This window comes from Mycobacterium sp. NPDC050441 (assembly GCF_040655355.1).
GTDB lineage: Bacteria > Actinomycetota > Actinomycetes > Mycobacteriales > Mycobacteriaceae > Mycobacterium.
The window spans coordinates 114,202-135,725 of the sequence record NZ_JBFAJS010000004.1 but is presented as its reverse complement, the minus strand read 5'-3'; the positions used below and the strand labels follow the sequence as shown (position 1 = coordinate 135,725).

The window sequence follows — 21,524 nt, the reverse complement described above, 5'->3', positions numbered from 1 at the left end:
GCGATGGCAGGCTTCCGGCTCACCACCAAGGTCCAGGTCAGCGGCTGGCGTTTTCTGCTGCGTCGCGTCGAGCACGCGATCGTGCGCCGCGACACCCGGATGTTCGACGATCCGCTGCAGTTCTACAGCCGCGCGGTGTTCGCCGGTGTCGTGGTCTCGGTGCTGATCTGCCTGGGCGCGGGGCTGATGGCGTACTTCAAGCCGCTGGGCAAGCAGGGCAGCGATCAGTTGTTGGTGGACCGCACCACCAATCAGCTCTACGTGATGCTGCCCGGAAGCAATCTGCTGCGCCCGGTGTACAACCTGACCTCGGCCCGGTTGGCGCTCGGTAACTCCGGTACCCCGTCCGCGGTGAAGTCCGAGGAGCTGAACCGGTTGCCCAAGGGCCAGCCGATCGGTATTCCCGGTGCGCCGTATGCCACGCCGACAGGGGCGCCCGCCTCGCGGTGGACGTTGTGCGACACCGTGGCCAAGCCCGACAGCTCGGCGCCCAAGGTGGAGTCCTCGGTTCTGATCAGGTCGCTGGCAACGGATACCGCGGTCGGCCCGATGCGCCCGAACCAGGGCATGCTGGTGACCTTCGAGGGTGGCAACTGGCTGGTCACCGAAGACGGCAGGCACAGCATCGACCTGTCGGACCGGGCGATCAGCTCGGCCGTGGGCATCCCGGTCACCGCGAAGGCCACGCCGGTCTCCGAAGGGCTGTTCAACTCACTGGCCAACCGGGGCCCCTGGCAGCTGCCGGGGATTCCGGCCGCTGGTGCACCGAATACCGTTGGGCTGCAGGAAAATCTGGTGATCGGTTCGGTGTTCCGGACCGCCACCGAATCTGATCCGCAGCACTACGTGGTGTTGCCGGACGGGGTGGCCCGGGTCAACGAGACCACCGCTGCGGCCTTGCGCGCCACCAACTCCTACGGCCTGCTGCAGCCGCCGTCGGTGGAGGCCAGCGTGGTAGCCAAGATCGCCGAGCAGGTCTACGGCTCGCCGTTGCCGGACAAGCCGCTCGAGGTGCTGCTGCGTCAGGACTCGCCGGTGCTGTGTTGGGCCTGGCAGCGGGAACCGGGCGATCAGGCGCCCAAGACCACCGTGATCGCCGGCCGTCGGCTGCCGATCCCGTCGTCGGCCGTCGGCACCGGGATCGACCAGATCGGCGGTGACGCAACGGTGTACATCGAAGGCGGCCAGTTCGTGCGGCTTCAGTCGCCGGATCCCCGGGTGGGCGAGAGCCTGTACTACATCGACCCGCAAGGAGTGCGGTACGGCATCGCCAATGACGATGCCGCGAAGAATCTGGGCTTGTCCGGTGCGGTGAACGCACCGTGGCAGGTCGTAGGGCTGCTGGTCGAGGGCCCGGTGTTGTCGAAGGACGCGGCTCTGCTTGAGCACGACACGCTGCCTGCCGACCCCCATCCGCGCAAAGTGGAAAGCAAGCAAGGCTCATGACAACCAAGAAGTTCACCCCGACCATCAAGCGGGGGCCGCGGCTGACACCGGGCGAGATCAACGTCGCCGCACCGGATGACCTCGGTATCGAGATCCCGCCGTCGGGCATGCAGAAGGCCATGCCATGGGTCATGGGCGGCTGCATGATCGGCATGATCGCGATCATGATCTTCACCGGGGTGCGTCAGCTGTCTCCGTACATGCTGATGATGCCGTTGATGATGATCATGGGCACCGTCGGCATGATGGGCGGTGGCGGCGGCGGTGGCAAGAAGGTCCCGGAGATCAATGCGGACCGCAAGGAATACCTGCGGTACCTGGCGGGCCTGCGCACGCGGGTGACGTCGTCGGCGTCGGCTCAGGTCTCGTTCTTCGGTTACCACGCACCGCATCCCGACGATCTGTTGTCGATCATCGGCACCCACCGGCAGTGGTCCCGTCAGGCCAACTCCGACTTCTACGCCGCCACCCGGATCGGCATCGGCGCCGAGATCGCGGTGGACCGGCTGCTCAAGCCGAACACCAGCGGCGAGCTGGCCGGTCCGCAGGGCGCGCCGCAGCCGCACCTGGAGCCGGTCAGCCACATGTGGGTGACCAAGTTCCTGCGCACCCACGGCCTGATTCACGATTGCCCGAAACTTGTTCAGCTGCGGACATTTCCGACGATCGCCGTGGGTGGCGACCTCGACGGTGCCTCGGCGATGCTGACCGCGATGATCTGTCATCTGGCGGTGTTCCATCCGCCGGACCTGTTGCAGATCCGGGTGCTCACCGACAACCCGGAAGACCCGAAGTGGTCGTGGCTCAAGTGGCTGCCGCACGTGCAACACCAGACCGATACCGATGCGGCCGGCCCCACCCGCCTGGTCTACACCCGTCCCGATGGTCTGAGCGATCTGACCGCGCGCGGCCCGCACAGCGCCGACGCCGCGCCCGGCGGCCCGTACGTGATCGTGGTGGACCTGACCGGCGGCAAGGCCGGCTTCCCGGTCGACGGCCGGGCCGGGGTCACTGTGCTCACCCTCGGCAATCACCGGGGTTCGGCATACCGGTTGCGGGTCGACGCGGACGGGACGGCCGACGACAAGTTGCCCAACCAGAACTACCGCGAGGTCACCCGGGTCGTGGACCGGATGACCCCGGCGCAGGCCGGCCGGGTCGCCCGCAAGCTGGCCGGCTGGTCGATCACCGGCACGATCATCGACAAGAACGTCCGGGTTCAGAAGAAGGTCTCCAAGGAATGGCACCACCTGGTGGGCGCCAAGTCGGTCGAGGAGGTGACGCCGGCGCGCTGGCGGATGTTCACCGACACCGACCGCGACCGGCTCAAGATCCCGTTCGGACACGAGCTCAAGTCCGGCGAGGTGATGAAGCTGGACATCAAGGAGGGCGCGGAGTTCGGTGCCGGCCCGCACGGCATGCTCATCGGAACCACCGGCTCGGGTAAGTCGGAGTTCCTGCGCACCATGATCCTGTCGCTGGTGGCCACCCACCACCCCGACCAGATCAACCTGCTGCTCACCGACTTCAAGGGCGGTTCGACCTTCCTCGGTATGGAGAAGCTGCCGCACACCGCGGCCGTCGTCACCAACATGGAAGAGGAAGCCGAGCTGGTCGGCCGTATGGGTGAGGTGCTCACCGGTGAACTCGACCGGCGCCAGCAGATCCTGCGTCAGGCCGGTATGCAGGTGGGTGCCGCGGGTGCGCTGTCCGGTGTGGCCGAGTACGAGAAGCATCGCGAGCGCGGTGCGGACCTTCCTCCGTTGCCGACGCTGTTCGTGGTGGTCGACGAGTTCGCCGAGTTGCTGCAGAACCACCCCGACTTCATCCAGCTGTTCGACCGCATCTGCCGCGTGGGCCGGTCGCTGCGCGTGCACCTGCTGCTGGCCACCCAGTCGCTGAACACCGGCGGCGTGCGGATCGACAAGCTCGAGCCCAACCTGACCTACCGAATTGCGTTGCGTACCACCAGCTCATCCGAGTCGAAGGCGGTGATCGGTACGCCTGAGGCGCAGTACATCACCAACAAGGAGAGCGGCGTGGGCTTCCTGCGGGTGGGTATGGAGGATCCGGTGAAGTTCAGCACGCTCTACACCGGAGCCAACTACGTGCCCGAGGTCGAGGAGTCTGCCGACGGCGAGGCCAGGCCACGCTCGCAGCGTCAGTCCCGGCTGCGGATTCATCAGTTCACGACGACACCGATTTTTGATACGGCGGTGAGCTCATGAGTACAGATGCTGAACCGAGGGTCCTGCGCGAGGTCGTCCTCGGGCAGTTGGGCACCGGTGAGAGCCGCGCCTACAAGATGTGGCTGCCGCCGCTGACCGATCCGACTCCGGTCAACGAGTTGATCGAGCGCGACCACCAGCGTCAGCCCCTGCGCTTCCCGCTGGGAATCATGGACGAGCCGCGCAGGCACCGACAGGACATCTGGGGCGTCGACGTGTCGGCGGCCGGCGGCAACATCGCGATCGGCGGTGCCCCGCAGACCGGCAAGTCGACCTTCCTCCAGACCCTGATGCTGTCGGCAGCGGCGACCCATACGCCGCGGCAGGTGCAGTTCTACTGCATCGACCTCGGTGGCGGTGGCCTGATGTACATGGAAGACCTGCCGCACGTCGGCGGCGTCGCCACCCGCGCCGAACCGGACCGGGTCAACCGGGTGGTGGCCGAGGTCAAGGCGGTTCTCAGAGCCCGCGAGCAGGTGTTCAAGCAGTACCGTGTGGGCTCGGTCTCGGCCTACCGCGAGATGCGGGAGGACCCGAACAACCCGGCCGCGCAGGATCCCTTCGGCGACGTCTTCCTCGTGATCGACGGTTGGCCGGCGTTCGTAGCGGATTTCCCCGATCTCGAGCCTGCCGTGCAGGACCTGGCCGGCCAGGGGCTGGCGTACGGCGTGCACGTCATCATCTCCACGCCGCGCTGGACCGAGCTCAAATCACGTGTGCGTGACTACCTCGGAACCAAGGTCGAATTCCGCCTCGGCGACGTCAACGAGACCCAGATCGACCGGATCACCCGCGACATCCCGGCCAACCGGCCGGGCCGCGCCGTTTCGCTCGAGAAACATCACCTGATGATCGGGGTACCGCGACTGGACGGTGTTCACAGCTCCGCCAACATCGTCGACGCGATCACGGCGGGTGTGCGGGAAGTGTCCTCCCGCTACACCGACCAGGCACCGCAGGTGCGGGTGCTCCCGGAAAAGATCTACCTCCATCAACTCGACCCGAATCCGCCCGGAGCCGATTCCGATTACCGGACTCGCTGGCAGGTGCCGCTGGGGGTGCGCGAGTCCGACCTCGCTGTCGCCTACAACCAGATGAACATGACGCCGCATCTCCTGATCTTCGGCGCTCCGAAGTCGGGGAAGACCACCATCGCGCAGGCGGTGGCCAAGGCGATCTGCAATCGCAACAGTCCCGACCAGGTGCGGTTCATGCTGGCCGACTACCGGTCGGGCCTGCTCGACGCGGTGCCCGAGTCGCATCTGCTGGCGGCGGGCGCGATCAACCGAAACAGTGCGTCGCTGGAAGAGGCCATCAAGGCGCTGGCGACCAACCTGAAGAAGCGGTTGCCGCCGGCGGACCTCACCACCGCGCAGCTGAGAGCGAGGTCGTGGTGGAGTGGTCCGGACATCGTGCTGCTGGTCGACGACTGGCACATGATCACCGCGGCCGCGGGCATGCTGTCGCCGATGGCGCCGCTGGGTCCGCTGCTGCCCGCAGCGGCCGATATCGGCCTGCACGTCATCGTGACGTGCCAGATGAGCCTGGCGCACCGGGCCACGATGGATAAGTTCGTGGGCGCCGCCTATGGCGCCGGTTCGCCGACTTTGTTCCTTTCCGGGGAGAAGAACGACTTCCCGTCGCGGGAGATCATCGTCAAGAAGAGGCCGCCTGGCCAGGCATTTATGGTCGCGCCGGAAGGCAAGGAAGTCATTCAGGCGGCCTATGTCGATCCACCCGAAGAAGAAGTGTTCGCAGCACCCCAATAGGGCAGTTAGTATTTGACCAACGCACTCAGCAACGCTGGCGGCGGCCCGCCAGCAAAGAGATCGGGGGACAGATCTCTTGACGGCATGGCAAACTTTCTGCCACGTCGCCTTTGGGTGCTTGTCCCTGGTTATTTGTAATCGAGACAGGGGAGCAAGCAAATGGAACCATTGATGCACAACCCGGGTGCCGAAGGTGTTGCGGCACAGGTGATCGCAAACGCGGCCCGCGGTCTGGCCGGCGGCACCACCGCTACTGCGGCCGTTACCGCGCTGGTTCCGGCTGGCGCTGACGAGGTCTCGGTAATCGCTGCGATGGCCTTCGCCAGCGAGGGAGTCGAGGCTCTTGCCGCGAATTCGTTCGCCCAGGAGGAACTCACCCGGGCGGGTGCGGCGTACCAGGAGATCGCGGGTATCTACAACGCGGTCGACGCAGCTCAGGCCACCACGCTCTAACCGCCCGTCGGCAAAATCGTCTTCAGATAGGGTCGTCCAGCAATGGTCATGGCACCACCGGTTCCGCCGACCTGGTTTGCAATGCCGCCAGAGGTCAACACCGCGCGCTTGATGTTGGGTGCCGGCCCGGCGCCGATGCTCCAGGCGACAGCGGGCTGGGAGGGTCTGGCCATCCTGCTGGAGACGCAGGCCGACGAGCTGGCCGGGGCGCTGAGCACTCTGACCTCGGTGTGGAGCGGCGCGGCAAGTGAACGCGCGGTCTCGGCAACCATGCCGATGATCATGTGGCTGCGGACCATGGTGCTGCAGGCGCAGAAGCGGGCGTTGCAGGCAAGCGCCCAGGCGAGCTCGTACACCCTGGCTCTGACGACCACTCCGCCGATTCCGGAGATCGAGCAGAACCACGTCACGAACGCAGTCCTGAACGCCACCAACTTCCTCGGTATCAACGCGATGCCGATCGGGTTGAACGAGATGGACTACTTCGTCCGGATGTGGAACCAGGCTGCCGGTGCGATGGAGGCGTATCACGCGGAAACCACCGCCAACCTGCTGTTCGAGCCGTTCGTACCGATGCAGCCGATCGTGATGCCCGGGATCGGTGAGACGACCGCGGCAGCGGCGATCGCGTCGACGGCGCCACGAACGGCCGTAGGTCTGGCCCGCAACGCGACGGTCGAAGCGATCAGCGCGGTATCCACGCTGTCGTCGATGAAATTGGCTGTCGGCAATGCCGCTGCGCAGGCCAACCATGCCGAGCAGCGGGCGGTCGGTGCGGCGGGCAAGGGTGAGAACGCGGGGCAGCAGCAGAAGGATCCGACCGAGAAGAACCCCATGCAGCAGGGCATGCAGATGGTCATGCAGATGGCGCAGCAGGGTGGTCAGCTCGCAGGGCAGATCCCGTCGATGCTCCAGAGCCCGATGCAGGCGATGACGCAGCCGTTGCAGCAGGTGACGCAAATGGTCAGCCAGTTCTCCAGCATGGGGGGCAGTGACAAGGGCATGCAGATGGGGCTGATGGGGGCGTCGCCCTTCTCGAGCCATCCGCTGGCCGGGGGTACGGGCCCGAGTTCGGGTGCCGGCCTGGTGCGCGCGGCGTCGCTGCCGGGCGCACTCGGATCTCCTCCGCGCACGGCGCTGTTGTCCAGCATGTTGGGCATCAGCGGCGAGGCCAAGCCGGCCGCGTCGGCCTTCGCGGCGGGGCCCGCAGGTCCGGCTGCGCCGGCAGGTGGCGGTAGCGGCGGTGGCAGCGGGGCACCGGTGCACGCCGCCAATAAGAAGGAAGAGCAGAGCGCCGAAACCAAGGACGGATTGGTGTCACCGACGGCGCTCACATACGACCAAATCGACGATGGAGACGACGACTGGTAAGTCGTTCCACCACACAGACTTTCCGGCCACCCGGCCGGAGGACTCGCCAAAATCTTCTCTGGTGAGGACAAAGGAAAAATAAGGGGAATCCAACATGGCACAGATGAATACAGATGCCGCCGTCCTCGCCAAGGAGGCTGCGAATTTCGAGCGTATCTCGGGTGAGCTCAAGAGCGTGATGGCTCAGGTCGAGTCGACCGGCGGGACCTTGGCGGCCCAGATGCAGGGCCAGGCCGGCACCGCTGCTCAGTCGGCGCTGATGCGGTTCCACGAGGCTGCTGACAAGCAGATGCAGGAACTGAACGAGATCTCGACCAACATCCACACCTCGGGAACCCAGTACTCCAGCACCGACGACGATCAGGCCGGCACCCTGGCCTCGTCGATGAACATCTGACCTAACTGACCACAAGAAACGGAGACAAGACATGACAGAACAGGTTTGGAACTTCGCAGGCATCGAAGGCGGAGCCGGAGAAATCCAGGGCGCCGTCGGCACCACCGCCGGCCTGCTGGACGAGGGCAAGGGTTCGCTGGCCACGCTCGCCTCGGCGTGGGGCGGCTCGGGTTCGGAGGCCTACCAGGCCGTTCAGACCCGTTGGGACAGCACCGCCAACGAGCTGAACCAGGCGCTGCAGAACCTCGCGCAGACCATCAGCGAAGCCGGGCAGACCATGGCCCAGACCGAGGCCGGCGTCTCGGGGATGTTTGCCTAGCACTACGCGGCAACAAGCATGCTTTGGTGGGCGGGTGTTCGGACTATCTGTTGATGGCCCGAACCCGCCCACCAATTGTGCTTGGGTGTAAAGATCTAACCATCTGTTTTTGACTATCTGAGGGGTCCCCATGTCGGCCGACTATGACCGGCTCTTTCACTCGTCGGAACCGGGTAAACCGGTCGACGACGCCACGGCCATCGTGGACAGAGATGCCATCCTGAAGGCCGCCGCGGCAGCGGCGCCACCGCCGGTCCCGGTTGGGGAAACCAGTTCCACGGATGTGCCTGTGGCCCCCACGGCCTCCACCCAGACTCAAGCGGCAGCGCAGCCGCGGCACGCGGAGACCGCGCAGCAGATGCCTGCGCCCATGCCACCGCCGCCGGCGAGTGCACCGCAGTGGCCGCAGAACACCATGCTGCGGGCCCCGCAGCAGCAGCAGTTCGGCCAGGGCGCGCGGCACGAGCAGGCCCGCGCCATGCCCGGTCCGGCCCCGCGCGTCGCGCCCGGCCCAGCGCCGTCGCAGTTCGCCGATCTCGATCCCGAGGTCAGTGGGCAGTGGCGAGCGGGGCAGGCCATCCCGAGCCCGGCCGCGCCCGGCCCCACCTCGGCCGCCACGATGGGCAACCACCGCGCGATCGACGCGTTGTCGCACGTCGGGGTGAAGACCGGAGTGAAGATGCCGTCCCAGCGCGGATGGCGGCACTGGCTGTATCTCACGACGCGGATCAACCTCGGTCTGTCGCCCGATGAGGTCTACGAACTTGAACTGCATGGCCGGATTCGGCGTAATGCCCGCGACTCCTACCAGATCGGCGTATTCGGACTGAAGGGCGGCGTCGGCAAGACCGCCGTCACCGTCGCGCTTGGGTCGGCGATGGCCAAGGTCCGCGGCGACCGCATCCTGGCGATCGACGCCGATCCGGACGGCGGCAACCTGGCCGACCGGGCCGGGCGTCAGTCCGCGGCGACGATCTCCGATCTGCTCGCCGACCAGGAACTGTCGCGCTACAACGACATTCGTGCCTACACCAGCATGAACGGGGCGAACCTCGAGGTGCTGTCGTCCGAGGACTACAGCGGCGCGCAGCGCGAGTTCAACGACGATGACTGGAAGGGCGCCACCGCCGTGGTGTCGCGCTACTACAACCTCGTCCTCGCCGACTGTGGTGCGGGTCTGTTCCAGAAGGCCTCCCGCGGCGTGCTGTCCACCGTGTCGGGCATGGTCATCGTGGCCAGTGCCTCGATCGACGGGGCCCGGCAGGCCGCCATCACGATGGACTGGTTGCGCCAGAACGGATACCAGGATCTGCTCGGGCGGTCCTGTGTTGTCATCAACCACGTCACGCCGGGTAAGCCGAACGTCGACGTCGAGGATCTGGTGCAGCAGTTCGAACGCCACGTACCTCCGGGCCGTGTCGTCGTGCTGCCGTGGGACAAGCACGTCGCCGCGGGCACCGAGATTCAGCTCGAGCTGCTCAGCGACACGTTCCAGCGCCGCATCACCGAACTGGCCGCTGCGCTGTCCGACGATTTCGACAGGCTTGAACGGCGTTGACCGCGACCGCAGCTGCCGCTGACACATCGAGCGCGACGCCCGGCAGGCCGTCCACCACCAGGGTCACCATCCTCACCGGTAAGCGGATGACGGATCTGGTGTTGCCGGCCACGGCGGCGATTGAGACCTACATCGACGAAACCGTGAGTGTGCTGGGCGAATTGCTCGAGGACACTCCGAAGGACACCCTCGCCGGGTTCGATTTCTCCGAGCAGGGCATGTGGGCATTCGCCCGCCCGGGTGCGCCGCCGTTGAAGGCCGACGAATCCCTGGACGATGCCGGGGTGGTCGACGGCTCGTTGTTGACCTTGGTTTCGGTCAGCCGCACCGAGCGGTACCGCCCGCTGGTCGAGGACGTGATCGACGCGATCGCCGTGCTCGACGAATCACCGATCTTCGACCGCACGGCACTGAGTCGCTTTGTCGGCATTGCTATTCCGGTAGTAGCCACGGCCATCACCGTCATGTCGCTGGTGTCCTGGAGCGGGGCCGGCCAGGGCTGGTGGTGGGCGCTGGCGCTGGGGTTGTTCGGTCTGGGCCTGCTCGGCGGGAGCTTTGCCGCGCAGAGCCGGTATGAGAATCTGGATCTGGCCGAGAGCCTGCTGTTGGCCGCGACGATCGTGCTGGGCGGCGCCGCGGCGCTGGCCGTGCCATTGCCCTATGACGCCGATTCGCTTGGCGCGCCGCAGCTCGCGGGTGCGGGTGCGGTGGTGCTGTTGTTGACGTTGGCGACTCGTGGCGGGCCGCGCGGCCGCGCTGATGTGGCCTCATTTGTCGCGGTGCTGGCCATCGCGATCACCGGCGCATCGATCGCCGTCGGCTACGGCGGAGCCGCGTGGGTGCCGGCCGGAGCCATCGCGTTCGGGTTGATCGTGGTCACCAACGCAGCCAAACTCACTGTCGCCGTTGCCCGTATCGCCCTGCCGCCGATCCCGGCGCCCGGTGAGTCGGTGTCCAACGACGAGCTGCTCGACCCGGTCATCACCCCTGACGAGGTCGACGAGGCCTCGCCCACGTGGAAGGCGATCATCGCCTCGGTGCCGGAATCGGCTGCACGGCTGCAGGAACGCAGCCTCCTCACCCGCCAACTGTTGATCGGGTTCCTCTCGGCCGGTGCGCTGGTGCTGTCGGTCGGCGCGATTGCCGTTGTGGTGCAAGGACATTTCTTCGTACACAGCATGATCGTGGCCGTCCTGGTGGCCGTGATCTGTGGCTTCCGGTCGCGGCTGTATGCCGAGCGGTGGTGCTCCTGGGCGCTGCTCGCGGCGGCGGTCGCCGTGCCCACCGGCGTGATGGTGCGCCTGTGCCTGTGGAATCCGGGCAGTGCCTGGCTGGTGCTCGCGATCTACACGGCACTCGGACTGGTCGCGGTGATCACCATCGGTGCCACCGACGGCGTGCGTCGCGTGTCACCGGTGACCAAGCGAATCCTGGAACTGGGCGACGGTGCGGCCATTGCCGCGGTGATCCCGCTGCTGCTGTGGATCGCCGGCGTCTACGACCTGCTGCGGAACCTGCGTTTGCACTGAGGTTTACGGGCGGCAGGGTATGGGTGGCGTCAGACCATGACGAGCCGGTGCCGGCGACTTTTGTTTGCCATGCAAGTGGGCTTGGTGGCCGTGTTTGTGGCGATGGCGGCAGCGGGGTGTGCGCCGGCCGAGCCGTCGACGTCGGAAGCAGCGCAACTGCATGACGTAGATCAGAATTCGCCTGAGGGAGAGGCCATTCTGAACGCCGCGGCCACCGACGTAGATGGCCAACTGGGTAAGCCCGCGCAGTTCTCAGTACAGACCTTCAAGGCGGCGAACGGGTGGGCGTTCCTATCCGCCCAGCTCAAGAATTCCGACGGCAACCCGTTCGACTATGCCGGGACTCCGCTCGCCGAAGCGGCGGCAAACGGCGGCGCATCGAAGCGGTACGTCGGATTGTTCCGGTCAAATCAAAGCGGCGGTTGGGATTTGGTGACCAGCGCCGTGGGGCCCACAGCGCCCGTGTGGACCGAGTGGGCACAGGAATACTCTGCACCGGCGGAGCTGTTCGGCAACTGAGGACCCCGCACGGCTGGTTGCGGTCCGTGGGCCCAAACTTCTGCATCTGAGGTCTGTGAGCGCGGGTTAGGCTAGCTACTCGTGAGAGGCCGCGCCTGGCGGACTGTTTGAGCATTGGTAGAGGGGGGCCGATGAGCCAACTACGTGTGGACGCGGCGGCTGTGCATGAGTCGGGCAAGCAGGTAGGCGAGCTTGCTGAAACGTTGCGGGGTGAATTTGCCTCCTCGAGCCAGCAGCTCGCGGCAGCGCAGTCCGGGTGGATCGGTAAGTCGGCTGCAGCCTTGGCGGCGAAGTTAGCCGAATGGGACGAGGACGCCGAGATTCATCACCACAATATTTCTGGGCACGGGGAACGCTTCGTTGCTGCTGCGGCGATGTACGGCCACACCGATGAATCCGAGGCGGAGACGGTGAAGTCTGCAGGCGACGCATTCGATTCCAGCGCAGTCTGATCCGTGGGCTTGAACGTAGCCGATATCGATCGGTGGGATTCTGCTGCAATCAATGCGGTCAGTCAGTCAAGCGCAGTCCGAGCTGAATCTGCCTCTCGGGTCAGTGGCTCGCTCGGAGGCCTGACGGCGTTCCAAAGTTGGTCGGGCCAGGGGTCGGCGGCGGCGCTGCAACAGACACAGGCCCGCGCGAGCGATCTGCTCAGCCATGTCCAGGATTCAACGGGAGTCTCCACCGCCGCGAGGACCGCGGCGAACGAGGTGAGTCAGGTTAAATCCCAACTGGCGACACTTCGTTCAACGGCGGGCGCCTACGGGATTGTGATCGACGCGGCCACCAGTCGGGTGATAGCACCGTCGGTCGAATCGCTTCAGTCGGCGAGCAAACAGCTCGTAGAGACGATGGTGAAGAACACCCAGTCAGCCGTCGACAAGCTGCTGCAAGCGGCGGACAAGGCAGACGACCTCCTGGCGAAGGCCTTCGAGCCGGGCGAGAAGAAAAAGATCCTGGAGAAGTCGAAGGAATTCGATCCGAAGAACAAGAAAGAGCGTGACTTCGGATCTCGAAAAGACGAGCAAAAAGACGGCAAAGACAAAGACGGCAAGGATAAGGACGGCAAAGACGGCAAGAACGGCGACGATAAGTCCAAAAAGGGCCCCGGCGTAAAGCTGTACGAAAAAGAAGTAACCAGCGGAAAAGCGTCGGTCTACTCAAAAGAGACTCCCGAGGGCAAGCACACATTCGACAACGGAGCTGAGGTCAAGGGCACTGCTGGCGTAGATGTCCTCAGCGCGGAGGCGAAGGCCAACGTTGAAGTCACCTCAGACGGCATCTCCGCCGGTGCCAACGCCAATGCGACCTTGGTTGGTGCTGAGGCGAAGGGTTCGGCAACCTACGGCATCGCCGAGGCCGACGGCGAGGTTCGCGCCGCCGTCGAAGCCGACGCGACCGCCAATGCATCCATAGGCGCCGACGGCGTGAATCTGGAGGCCGAAGCGTTTGCCGGCGCACGTCTGACCGGGGACGCCAGCGTGGATGTGGGTGGCGTGGGCGTCGGAGCCCACGGCGAATTGCAGGCTGGGATCGGAATCTCGGGAGATGTGGACGCCGGGTTCCACGACGGCAAGCTCAAGATCGGTGGATCGTTCGGTGCTGCACTAGGTATCGGCGGCAAGGTGGGCTTCGACGTCGAGATTGACCCCGGTAAGGTCACCGACACCATCAAGGACGGGGCCAAGAAGGTCGGCAAGTGGTTCGGATTCTAAGGGGGACATGTGGCTACGCAGGGTATTGAGCTGACAGGCGACGTACCCGACGGTTGGGTCTCTGTCGAGCCCCAGGTTGTGAACGAGGACGCCGCATCAATCGTCTTACTGCGCAGAGCTGATCTTGATGCGCCCTTCACGACGAACATCACGGTCACCGAACAGCTCATGGGGCCCACTGGAGACCTAGCCGAGCGCGCTGCTGCGTACCGCCAGAGACTGGCCGGCCGGACCACGGATTTGACGTTGGTGCGGGAAGGGATGATCTCGGAGTCCCCGCCCGACCAGTACGCCCAGGAACTTCAATTCACCGTCAATCTCGACGGACGATCCATAGATATCAAGCAGTCCCAGTTTCTTTTCGAAATACCGACTGAAGAACCGTCTAAATTGGTTCTGCTGCAGCTGCTGTACAGCGCGCCGGCAGCGGACTATGAGTCCGGGCAATCCGCGGTTGTGCAGTTCATGGAATCTATCCAAGCGCGACGAGAAACCAGCGAAACGGGTGATGCACCTCCCGGTCGTGCGGGGCGTCCCGGCCTGGGTAAAGCGCATCTGGAATCGCGGGTTAAGGAACTTCTGGAGCGCTCGGCCGGGAAGAAGGCTGACGCCGTGATCTGCAACGGCGACCTTCCTGCAGAGATTGGCGCCGTCCAGCGATGTGCGTTAGTGGTTGGTGAAACGAAACTGGGCGTCACAGTTACCGTGACCGGCGTCGAAAATGCCGACGTCAAGTTCGATATACAGGTTGATCGCAAACCAATGGTGTAGTTGAGAAATATCTCAGAGGGGAATTGAAATGCTAAGTGCGAAGGTTGATACGCGCCGAATGCTGGCCGCTTCAATGCTCGTGGCGGCTGGACTCCTTGGCGCGTGCTCGGCCAACGTACATGTCGGCAAGACCGGAACGCCAAAAGATCAGTTGGCCAAAACGGTCAAGGAGAAGCTGGAGGCGCAAGCGGGTAAGAAGGCGGATTCGGTGACGTGCGACGGTGACCTTGAGGCCAAGGTGGGGGCGACGCAGCGATGTGTGTTGACCGTTAAGGGCGCGAAATTGGGTGTGACTGTCACCGCGACATCGGTGAGTGACGGCAACATCAAGTTCGATGCCAAGGTCGACGACAAGCCGATGTCCTGAGCGGCAACCATGGGTTTCTCTGACTTCTTCGGCAGTGGCAGTCGCAAGCCGCAACCCGACGTCATCGCGGTGTCTCCCCAAGAACTATGGCAACGGTTGATGCGGTTGAACAACGCTGCAGCGCCGTGGCGGGTGCGGCAGGGCACATCCGAAGAACGGGTTGACCTTGTCGCGGAGTGGAGGACGGGCGATCCGCGGTGGCAGCCGATCTTCGATGAGATCAACATCAACGAGAGCTTCATGATCCTCATGCGGTTGGATCCGGAGAAGTCTGAACTGCGAGCCAAAGACCAGATGTGGGAGTGGCGCCGCGACGACAACAATCGGTTCCGCCAGATCCGGGTCGATTCCAGCGGCAACCTTCAGGTGACTGCGTCGGGCACCGTCAATGGATACGACTACCGATTCGACACGAACGACATGAAGAATCCGTTGCGAGATACTGCGACCGCTTCTGGCTGGATGTACAAAGGACTGCTGTACCGGAGCGTGTGAGACTTGAGTTGGCCCCAGCCTGAGGTCATCCCAGCGCAGGCAAGGCGTTGTGTGCCAGTTCGACCAGCCCGTAGACACCGAATCCGATCGGTACTGCCGACACCATGGCCCACGTCATCTTCACGGTCAACGGTTGGCGCTCTTTGAGCCCACTTTGCTTGGCAACCATTCGGATCAGGTCCCGGCCCTCGCGTGCGTTGAACTTGTAATCGACCACCCGCTCGATGCGGCCTCGATCAGACATCGCCCAGATGTTTTGGCGGGACCATCCGATGATGCGTCCAGTTCTGATCTTCCACGATCCGTTCCAGGACAACGTGGATAAGTCGACACCGTCCCAAAACGACTGCGAGCCGTTGCTTATCGAGGGTGTCCCGGCGCGCCAGTCCACACTGACTTCGCGGTCGGTGATGGTGAACGTATTGCCACCGCGCTTCTCGGCAACGCGCCAACGGAACGACTTGCGCATCTTGATACGAGCGAAAAGCTCCCACCATTGCCCATTTGCGGTGTCTAACTGCACATCGAAACCACGCTTGGTGGGCACGACGGTATAGGGCGTGTCGGCCGCCGCCACGGCGACAGCGTTCATGAACTCGCTCATTCTCCCCAATCTCGTCTCGCCGACCTGGCAACGCGCTCAGGTGAGCCTGCCCGTCCGACGCGCCGGCGCATTGGTCACAGGGAGCGGGGTCGACCAGGATCGGAACGTGCAGGACTACTGGCCGAAGTGTCGCGTTATGAGCGCGCGTTCGGCGTCGTCGGCTTGCTCCGGGGTTGCGTAGGGCATGTTTGTCTCGACGAAGTACTGAGCTTCACGGAAGTCCATTCCGTGCTCGACGAGCATCCCCACGGCTTCGCCGTGTAGCACCGCGGTCGCGCGTTTGTTGGCCACCCCGGCCACGAACAAGATTTCGTCGGCCAGTTGGGCTTCGGTGAGTACGGCGACTTTCGGCGCGAGGTCCACCTTCGCAATCGAGCCATTGAGATACGCGCTGACGGTGACGGTGCCAGGCGGGTTCGTGGCGTGAACCACTGGGACCTGCTCTATTTCATTGGGCTCAGCTTGGTCCACGTTGGCTCCGAAGCTGTTGACCTCGGGTTCCTCGAACGCGTGGTCCAGGTAGTCAGTTGCTGCGTCGAGGCCCCCACCGTGTTCACTGTCTTGGCCGCTGTGGAGGTCTGGCAGGGCGTCAAGGCCGGAATCATCGTCGAACACCGGGGTGCCGAAGTCGAGCGCGTCGAGGACGTTGTCGTCGGCGGTGTCGTCCCAGTCGTTCGAACCGTAAGGTGCCATGCCAGTAATCCCCCTTGGCAGTCAGCCGGCCGGCAGGCCACTAGTCACGTTCACCGCAGATCATCTCCGGACTGAGGTCTGCTCCGGCCTGAATATTCTTCTAAGTCGTCCTGCGATGCAAGCGATGTTTGGCTCGTGCCGTGTTGTTCCCGCCAGTCGGCGATGCGATCCGACGCCAGCGCGCCGGCGGGGTGTGTCAGTTTGCCGGGCTGGGTGACGAGTCGTCGGTACCCGATGAGTCGCCTGACGTCCCCTGACCGGGTGGGATCGAAATGTTGAAATCGACGTTGGTGCCGTTGACCTCGGTTGCCGTTACCGTCGCGTGATAGGTGTCTTCGCCCACGGTCACTGTGCACGTTTGGGTCGCGCTCACCTTGGCGGGCAGATTACCGTCGCAATCAACCGAGTCGATCGGTACGTCGATTTGGGGCTGAAGCTGCTTCATTGCGGCGGATTCCAAAGCCTTCTTGCTCACCTCGGGCACGGCTGGTGCGCTTGAAGTGGCAGACGACGAAGGTGCAGGCGACGAGGATGACGACGACATCGTGCCGACCTCGAAGCTGCCGGAGCATCCGGCCAAAACCCCGATCACTGGCAATGTCGCAACCGCCATCCATCGCGTCATCGATTGCACAGCCACATCTGCCCCCTGAATCCTCGCAGCCCCCGGCGATCTCCGCGGGCGTCCGAAGAGTATGGCAGGCTGCAGATTCGGGCCTGGGATCACCCGCTTTGCCCACGATTGCGTGGAACGCGTTCGACAGCTGCCCCGCGCGCCTGTTCGCGCAATCCAGTTCAAGCCCCGAGCCGGAAGCCGCGCCGACGTTGTTGTTCCATCGCCTCCGTCCGACCCCGCCGGGCAGCCAACCTGAAATTGGTGCCTGAACAGTGCCGATGACGACCTTACGATTGAAAGATGGCACCTACCCTGCGCGTGTATCCGACGGTGCTGCGACATGTTTCTGCCGACGAGAAGTCGGTGGCTGCGGCCGCGTCGAACACCGGAGCTGCTGCGGCGCTGGCTGATGCGGCGACCGGCATGGCGGGATTGCACAGTGCAGACGGTTGCCGATTAGCCCAGACAATGCTCGATGCGGCCAACCAGGCCGTCAGCGCCGCACTAAACGATCACTCAGAGAAGCTTGAGGCGGCAGCTCAGCGGTACGAGGCGACCGACGTCGCGTTCGGTCGTCGATTTCAGCAGTTGAGCCGATGACTGTCACCATCGCGCAAGTGCAGGCCTCACAGCCGGAGGCGCTGACCCGGGCCGCCGGCCAGATGGGCGTGGCTGCGGCAACCTACCAAGCCCAGATCGAGAAGCAACAAGCGAATCTGGCCAAGCTGGCGTCGGGATGGCAGGGCACGGCTTCGGATGCGGCAATTGCCGACGGCCTGAAGACCTTTACGCAGATGCAGCGCGTGCACGACGCCATGGTGAAAGTGCAGGACCCCCTCCAGGCTGGCGGAGCGCAGTTGACCCAGCAACGCACGTCGGTGCTGCAGACCACCGCGCAATTGGAAGGCCAGGGTTGGCAGGTCGCCCCAGACGGTACCGTCACGGTCCGTCCGGGCAGTGCGCTGGATCGCTACGCGCAGCTCAGTACCGTCAACGTGTTGATGGTGCGCGCGCTGGCGGCGCGCAACACCGCCGCTTTGAAGAAGTTGCTGGCTGAATTCGACGCGACCGACCAGGAAACCGACCAAGCAGTGCAGCAGGCAGTGGCCGGTCTGGACAGCACCCAGGGTACCCAGGGCGGTTGCGCGGTGCCGTTGATCGGGGACAAGGCCGGAGACCGGATTCCCCGAACCCCGAGCCAGAAGCAGAGCGATGCCAATCTCAAGGTTCACGAACAGGACCTGGCGCGGGTCACTTCGGTGGCCGAGGCGCATCATGTCAGCGCCGATGAGGTGCAGGCGCACCCGGAGCAGTACGGCTTGACCGCCAGGGACATGATGCGTTACCACAATGCGGTCGAGGTGCAGAAGGCCATGGACCGCTACGCCAACGACGCCGTCGATAGCACCGGCGGGCAGCCGCCGATCCTTTTGACGAAGTACGACCCGGAGGCGTTCGGCGGCAAGGGCGCCGCCGCGATCGCCATCGGCAACCCCGACACTGCCGACAACACCACCGTGAAAGTCTCCGGCTTCACTACGTCGGTGAAGGCCGGGTCGTTGGACAACCCGGATCCGGTCAACCTCTACAACGAGACCAGCATGGCGGCCGGCAAGGACACGTCGAACGCCGTGGTCATGTGGATGGGTTATGACGCGCCGGACGACCAGGCTGTCGCAGTGCCCAACATGGCTCGCCATGGTGCTGAACTTTTGGCCGCCGACGTCAACGCCCTGGAGGCAGCCCATCAAAGGGGGCCGTCGCATCTGACGGTAATTGGCCATTCCTACGGTTCCACCACGGTGGCCGATGCGGCGGCCGGATATGGCATGCGTGCCGACGACATTGTGCTGATTGGCAGCCCCGGCACCGACCTGGCGAAATCCGCAGCCGATTTCCACCTGCCCCCAGACGGGCACCTGTACGTCGGGGCGGCCAGCACCGACCCGGTCACCTACTTCGGTCGTGAACACGTCAGTGGCCCCGGTCTGGGCCTGGGTACCGACCCGTCAATCGACGGGTACGGATCGACTCGGTTCCACGCCGAATCGTCGCTGGGCGACTTCACCACTGATCACAGCAGATACTTCGAAAAAGGCTCGGAGTCGCTGTATAGCATGGCCGACATCGCCTCTGGTCATGGTGATCAACTGCAACAGCATGGGATGACAGCCGAGCACCGCTCCGATCACTGGTATGCCAAGGTGCCAGTGGGACTACCGGGCACACCGTTCGTCCTTCCCGCCTGGATCACTCCGCCGGGGCTGGATCAAGCCCTGGACCCGGAGGTCGGCCGGCAAGCTCAAGACAACCACAAGCATTAGCGATCGAGGGAGGAGTATGACGATTGGGTACGTGCTGGAGACGCGTGGTTGGGGCGATCGGACTGTTGATGCTGGCCGCTGTGATGGTCGGGTGCGGTAATGGTGACGTGGTGACAGATCCGATGACGCCGCAGCAGGCCCGCGCGCAGGTGATGGATGTCGGCAAGGGGTTGGTACAGGACCTGAGGTTGCAGGGCAACCTGGTGCGGACGAGGTTCACCTACGAATCCTGCACCGACAACAACAAGGGCCCGTTTAGGGGCAAGGTGCTGGTGGTGTTCTGGATGCCGGGAGCCGACCGGTCCGCTCCGGTGGATCCGACGACGGTAATTTCCGCGCTACAGCAGCACGGGTGGCAGGGCGACCCGGACTTTCATTCGCACGCAAAGACTCTGACGAAAAACAACGTAGACGCGGAAGTGAATGTGGTCGACGCCGATCCGCCCCCCGTAGGACATGTCGTCGTCACCCTGTATGGACAATGCCGCGACTCCTACGATCACTCGAAAGACCCGTTCGACCGAGGCGACGTCACGGCTGAGCTGGAATCGCGATAGCGTTCGTCTCAACCGATTCGGCCAGGGACCTATCGAAGTAGGGGCACTTAGCCCGCTGCGGTCGTTAGTCGCTTTGGTGGATGAACGAGGTGATTGCGTTGCCGCGCAAGGTGAATCTGCTCATGACACCGTGTTGGCGGGTGGCACAAACGGGATGAAAGCCCACGGTAGTCGTGGTCCGCGCTAATCGTTGCGGCTTGGGACCGTCGTGGATCGCAGACTGGTTAAGGTCTCATTGGATGACGACCACGAGGGCCTGAATCGTCGGTGGGAATTCCGCCAAGCCGTCGACGCCGAGTCGTCAGCAATCGCACGACGCAGACCCGAATTGGGCTGAGGGAAAGGCCTTTTTGAAAGATGGCCGATGTCGATGGATAACTGGGTAAGGTCGGCAACTTCTCGAGCGGGCTTCAGAGCCTCAAACGGATGGGCGTTCCTATCCGCACACCTTCAGGGAACTGACGGGGAAGCCGTTCGACTAGTCCGGAACCCCGCCTGGCCGAGGTGGCGGCAATCGGTGCCTCGAAGCGCTACGCGGGACTGTTCCGGGCAGGTCGGGGCAGCGGTTGGGATTCGGTCACCTATGTAGTGGGGGGCTACGTCAGCAGTGTGGACCGGAGTGGGCGCAGAAGTACTCGGGTCCGCCGGAGTTGTTTGGCAGCTGAGGCCTCTGGCGGGCGGCTCGCTGCTTCAAGCCCGGGAGCGCTGATCGGGGTGTGTGCACCCTCGAAAGCCTTGCCTGGGTAGGAACCTTGCTTGCAGCTGGGCGGGCCGGGGTGGACGCTGACGAATTGGCGCATATGGCAGGAACGAAGGGCCGTTAAGCTGACAGGTGCTGTGCCAGCGTTGGTGGGTGTGCCGTGGGGTGTGCGAGGGGAATTGCTGATGGGGTATCCCGGTATTCGGGTCGATGAGGCGAAGCTTGCCTGGGATCCGGCTGAGGTGACGGTGCCGCCAGCCCCTGCAGTTACAGCTGGCAGTGACCCTCTCAGCGTTCTCGTGGCAGCGGTGGTCCCGGACTATGAAGCCGACGTGAAACAGCAAGTTGCCGCCACTCGTGCGCGGGAGGAGCGGTTTGCCGGAAACTTGCAGGCTGCGCGAGGTGTGTATCACGGTACCGATGGGGCGGGAGGGGATCAGATCGGTGCGGCCGGACGCAAGTTGGCTGACCCTGCCGATGCGTTCGGGGCCGGTTCCCCAGCGAGCGCCGCGCCTGCCGCTGCCTCGTCGGCAGGCGATGGCGGTATGAATCTGTTGAGCCAGTTGATGGGGGTGGCGATGCAGGTGGGGCAGCAGGCTGTGCAGGTGCCGATGCAAGCGGCGGGGGCAGCGGGCCAGATGGTGCAGCCGGTGATGCAAGGGGTGCAGGGCATCGTGCAACAGGCGTCTCAGGGTTCAGAGAAACCGGGTGAGGGCGCCAAGGCGGATGGGGCTGCCAACGGGGGTGCTGATGGCGCCCAGCAGCCCGGCTCCCCGGCAGGCAAGGACGAGGAAAAGAAGGACGAGGAGAAGTCCACCGCCGATAGGTCTTCGGATGAGCACGAGAAGAAGGATGCGGACCGGGCTGGTGGTGGCTCTGGACCGCAGGCACCCGTGGGTGCACCGCAGGCAAAACCGTCGATTCCGGGTGACGGGAATCGACGGATGACCGAGACGTCACCGGAGGTTGCGCTGTGAAGCACGGCAATGTTGTTGGGATGAATGTCGTGAATGCTTGTGTGGGGGTGCATCGGTGACGCTCCCACCGCCTCCCTCTGGTTCGGTGCCCCCCGCGGGGGGTTCTCAGCCGCCGC

Annotated in this window: 23 protein-coding genes; 20 read left to right on the top strand and 3 right to left on the bottom strand. The window is 64.4% G+C overall.

Annotated features, from left to right (window positions below; genetic code table 11):
* The first annotated feature begins 3 nt into the window (after positions 1–3).
* From eccB to AB0I14_RS13460, 15 genes are all read left to right on the top strand, one after another.
* Complete coding sequence (gene eccB, locus AB0I14_RS13530; protein ID WP_358021666.1) at positions 4–1,446, top strand: type VII secretion protein EccB; 1,443 nt, start codon at positions 4–6, stop codon at positions 1,444–1,446.
* The gene (gene eccCa, locus AB0I14_RS13525; RefSeq protein ID WP_358021664.1) at positions 1,443–3,674 is read left to right on the top strand and encodes a type VII secretion protein EccCa; all 2,232 of its coding nucleotides are present in this window, start codon (positions 1,443–1,445) and stop codon (positions 3,672–3,674) included. Before eccB ends, eccCa begins: the two co-directional genes overlap by 4 nt.
* Positions 3,671–5,443: a type VII secretion protein EccCb gene (gene eccCb / locus AB0I14_RS13520; protein WP_358021661.1), complete on the top strand. Its 1,773-nt coding sequence runs from the start codon at positions 3,671–3,673 to the stop codon at positions 5,441–5,443. The genes eccCa and eccCb overlap by 4 nt, the downstream gene beginning before the upstream one ends.
* Positions 5,444–5,602: 159 nt before the next feature.
* A complete protein-coding gene (locus AB0I14_RS13515; protein WP_166907471.1) occupies positions 5,603–5,896 on the top strand; it encodes a PE family protein in 294 nt (97 codons plus the stop codon).
* Positions 5,897–5,938: 42 nt separating this feature from the next.
* The gene (locus AB0I14_RS13510; RefSeq protein ID WP_358021658.1) at positions 5,939–7,267 is read left to right on the top strand and encodes a PPE family protein; all 1,329 of its coding nucleotides are present in this window, start codon (positions 5,939–5,941) and stop codon (positions 7,265–7,267) included.
* Positions 7,268–7,361: 94 nt separating this feature from the next.
* Entirely contained in the window at positions 7,362–7,664 is a 303-nt protein-coding gene (locus AB0I14_RS13505; RefSeq protein ID WP_166907475.1) for a WXG100 family type VII secretion target, read from the top strand.
* 31 nt (positions 7,665–7,695) lie between these two features.
* Positions 7,696–7,983: a WXG100 family type VII secretion target gene (locus AB0I14_RS13500; protein ID WP_166907477.1), complete on the top strand. Its 288-nt coding sequence runs from the start codon at positions 7,696–7,698 to the stop codon at positions 7,981–7,983.
* A gap of 130 nt (positions 7,984–8,113) precedes the next feature.
* Entirely contained in the window at positions 8,114–9,541 is a 1,428-nt protein-coding gene (locus tag AB0I14_RS13495) for an AAA family ATPase (RefSeq protein ID WP_358021654.1), read from the top strand.
* Positions 9,538–11,070, top strand: coding sequence for a type VII secretion integral membrane protein EccD (eccD, locus tag AB0I14_RS13490; protein ID WP_358021651.1), 1,533 nt, complete (start codon positions 9,538–9,540; stop codon positions 11,068–11,070). Before AB0I14_RS13495 ends, eccD begins: the two co-directional genes overlap by 4 nt.
* Before the next feature lie 36 nt (positions 11,071–11,106).
* Entirely contained in the window at positions 11,107–11,589 is a 483-nt protein-coding gene (locus AB0I14_RS13485) for a hypothetical protein (RefSeq protein WP_358021648.1), read from the top strand.
* A 131-nt stretch (positions 11,590–11,720) separates the two neighbouring features.
* The gene (locus tag AB0I14_RS13480; RefSeq protein WP_358021645.1) at positions 11,721–12,041 is read left to right on the top strand and encodes a WXG100 family type VII secretion target; all 321 of its coding nucleotides are present in this window, start codon (positions 11,721–11,723) and stop codon (positions 12,039–12,041) included.
* 3 nt (positions 12,042–12,044) lie between these two features.
* Entirely contained in the window at positions 12,045–13,304 is a 1,260-nt protein-coding gene (locus AB0I14_RS13475) for a hypothetical protein (protein ID WP_358021642.1), read from the top strand.
* Between the two features lie 9 nt (positions 13,305–13,313).
* Positions 13,314–14,075, top strand: a complete 762-nt coding sequence (locus tag AB0I14_RS13470) for a DUF4333 domain-containing protein (RefSeq protein WP_358021639.1) — start codon at positions 13,314–13,316, stop codon at positions 14,073–14,075.
* A gap of 58 nt (positions 14,076–14,133) precedes the next feature.
* A complete protein-coding gene (locus AB0I14_RS13465) occupies positions 14,134–14,442 on the top strand; it encodes a DUF4333 domain-containing protein (RefSeq protein WP_358021636.1) in 309 nt (102 codons plus the stop codon).
* A 9-nt stretch (positions 14,443–14,451) separates the two neighbouring features.
* Complete coding sequence (locus tag AB0I14_RS13460; RefSeq protein ID WP_358021632.1) at positions 14,452–14,937, top strand: hypothetical protein; 486 nt, start codon at positions 14,452–14,454, stop codon at positions 14,935–14,937.
* Positions 14,938–14,962: 25 nt separating this feature from the next.
* Here the strand turns inward: AB0I14_RS13460 and AB0I14_RS13455 are convergent, their stop codons facing one another.
* From AB0I14_RS13455 to AB0I14_RS13445, 3 genes are all read right to left on the bottom strand, one after another.
* Positions 14,963–15,514 carry a hypothetical protein gene (locus AB0I14_RS13455; RefSeq protein WP_358021629.1) on the bottom strand — a complete coding sequence of 184 codons (552 nt, stop codon included), beginning with the start codon at positions 15,512–15,514 and terminating at the stop codon, positions 14,963–14,965.
* A gap of 141 nt (positions 15,515–15,655) precedes the next feature.
* Positions 15,656–16,234 (bottom strand): hypothetical protein, encoded by a 579-nt coding sequence (locus AB0I14_RS13450; protein WP_358021625.1) that lies wholly within the window; start codon positions 16,232–16,234, stop codon positions 15,656–15,658.
* Positions 16,235–16,430: 196 nt separating this feature from the next.
* Positions 16,431–16,778, bottom strand: coding sequence for a DUF4333 domain-containing protein (locus AB0I14_RS13445; protein WP_358022803.1), 348 nt, complete (start codon positions 16,776–16,778; stop codon positions 16,431–16,433).
* On the opposite strand from AB0I14_RS13445, the gene AB0I14_RS13440 reads away from it, so the two are divergent.
* The 5 genes from AB0I14_RS13440 (at position 16,735) to AB0I14_RS13420 (ending at position 21,408) form a co-directional block, all read left to right on the top strand.
* A complete protein-coding gene (locus AB0I14_RS13440) occupies positions 16,735–16,887 on the top strand; it encodes a hypothetical protein (protein WP_358022901.1) in 153 nt (50 codons plus the stop codon). The two genes, AB0I14_RS13445 and AB0I14_RS13440, sit on opposite strands and share 44 nt — an antisense overlap.
* Positions 16,888–17,150: 263 nt before the next feature.
* The gene (locus tag AB0I14_RS13435; RefSeq protein WP_358021622.1) at positions 17,151–17,450 is read left to right on the top strand and encodes a type VII secretion target; all 300 of its coding nucleotides are present in this window, start codon (positions 17,151–17,153) and stop codon (positions 17,448–17,450) included.
* Positions 17,447–19,174 (top strand): alpha/beta hydrolase, encoded by a 1,728-nt coding sequence (locus tag AB0I14_RS13430; protein ID WP_358021619.1) that lies wholly within the window; start codon positions 17,447–17,449, stop codon positions 19,172–19,174. The genes AB0I14_RS13435 and AB0I14_RS13430 overlap by 4 nt, the downstream gene beginning before the upstream one ends.
* Positions 19,175–19,242: 68 nt before the next feature.
* Positions 19,243–19,731: a hypothetical protein gene (locus AB0I14_RS13425; protein WP_358021616.1), complete on the top strand. Its 489-nt coding sequence runs from the start codon at positions 19,243–19,245 to the stop codon at positions 19,729–19,731.
* 1,032 nt (positions 19,732–20,763) lie between these two features.
* Positions 20,764–21,408, top strand: a complete 645-nt coding sequence (locus AB0I14_RS13420; RefSeq protein ID WP_358021613.1) for a hypothetical protein — start codon at positions 20,764–20,766, stop codon at positions 21,406–21,408.
* Positions 21,409–21,524 lie beyond the last annotated feature (116 nt).

What these genes read in the sequence shown, in the direction of transcription:
- eccB (WP_358021666.1), top strand. Translation starts at nt 4, where the DNA reads ATGGCAGGCTTCCGGCTCACCACCAAGGTCCAGGTCAGCGGCTGGCGT.
- eccCa (WP_358021664.1), top strand. Translation starts at nt 1,443, where the DNA reads ATGACAACCAAGAAGTTCACCCCGACCATCAAGCGGGGGCCGCGGCTG.
- eccCb (WP_358021661.1), top strand. Translation starts at nt 3,671, where the DNA reads ATGAGTACAGATGCTGAACCGAGGGTCCTGCGCGAGGTCGTCCTCGGG.
- AB0I14_RS13515 (WP_166907471.1), top strand. Translation starts at nt 5,603, where the DNA reads ATGGAACCATTGATGCACAACCCGGGTGCCGAAGGTGTTGCGGCACAG.
- AB0I14_RS13510 (WP_358021658.1), top strand. Translation starts at nt 5,939, where the DNA reads ATGGTCATGGCACCACCGGTTCCGCCGACCTGGTTTGCAATGCCGCCA.
- AB0I14_RS13505 (WP_166907475.1), top strand. Translation starts at nt 7,362, where the DNA reads ATGGCACAGATGAATACAGATGCCGCCGTCCTCGCCAAGGAGGCTGCG.
- AB0I14_RS13500 (WP_166907477.1), top strand. Translation starts at nt 7,696, where the DNA reads ATGACAGAACAGGTTTGGAACTTCGCAGGCATCGAAGGCGGAGCCGGA.
- AB0I14_RS13495 (WP_358021654.1), top strand. Translation starts at nt 8,114, where the DNA reads ATGTCGGCCGACTATGACCGGCTCTTTCACTCGTCGGAACCGGGTAAA.
- AB0I14_RS13485 (WP_358021648.1), top strand. Translation starts at nt 11,107, where the DNA reads ATGACGAGCCGGTGCCGGCGACTTTTGTTTGCCATGCAAGTGGGCTTG.
- AB0I14_RS13480 (WP_358021645.1), top strand. Translation starts at nt 11,721, where the DNA reads ATGAGCCAACTACGTGTGGACGCGGCGGCTGTGCATGAGTCGGGCAAG.
- AB0I14_RS13465 (WP_358021636.1), top strand. Translation starts at nt 14,134, where the DNA reads ATGCTGGCCGCTTCAATGCTCGTGGCGGCTGGACTCCTTGGCGCGTGC.
- AB0I14_RS13460 (WP_358021632.1), top strand. Translation starts at nt 14,452, where the DNA reads ATGGGTTTCTCTGACTTCTTCGGCAGTGGCAGTCGCAAGCCGCAACCC.
- AB0I14_RS13450 (WP_358021625.1), bottom strand. Translation starts at nt 16,234, where the DNA reads ATGGCACCTTACGGTTCGAACGACTGGGACGACACCGCCGACGACAAC.
- AB0I14_RS13445 (WP_358022803.1), bottom strand. Translation starts at nt 16,778, where the DNA reads ATGTCGTCGTCATCCTCGTCGCCTGCACCTTCGTCGTCTGCCACTTCA.
- AB0I14_RS13435 (WP_358021622.1), top strand. Translation starts at nt 17,151, where the DNA reads ATGGCACCTACCCTGCGCGTGTATCCGACGGTGCTGCGACATGTTTCT.
- AB0I14_RS13430 (WP_358021619.1), top strand. Translation starts at nt 17,447, where the DNA reads ATGACTGTCACCATCGCGCAAGTGCAGGCCTCACAGCCGGAGGCGCTG.
- AB0I14_RS13425 (WP_358021616.1), top strand. Translation starts at nt 19,243, where the DNA reads ATGCTGGCCGCTGTGATGGTCGGGTGCGGTAATGGTGACGTGGTGACA.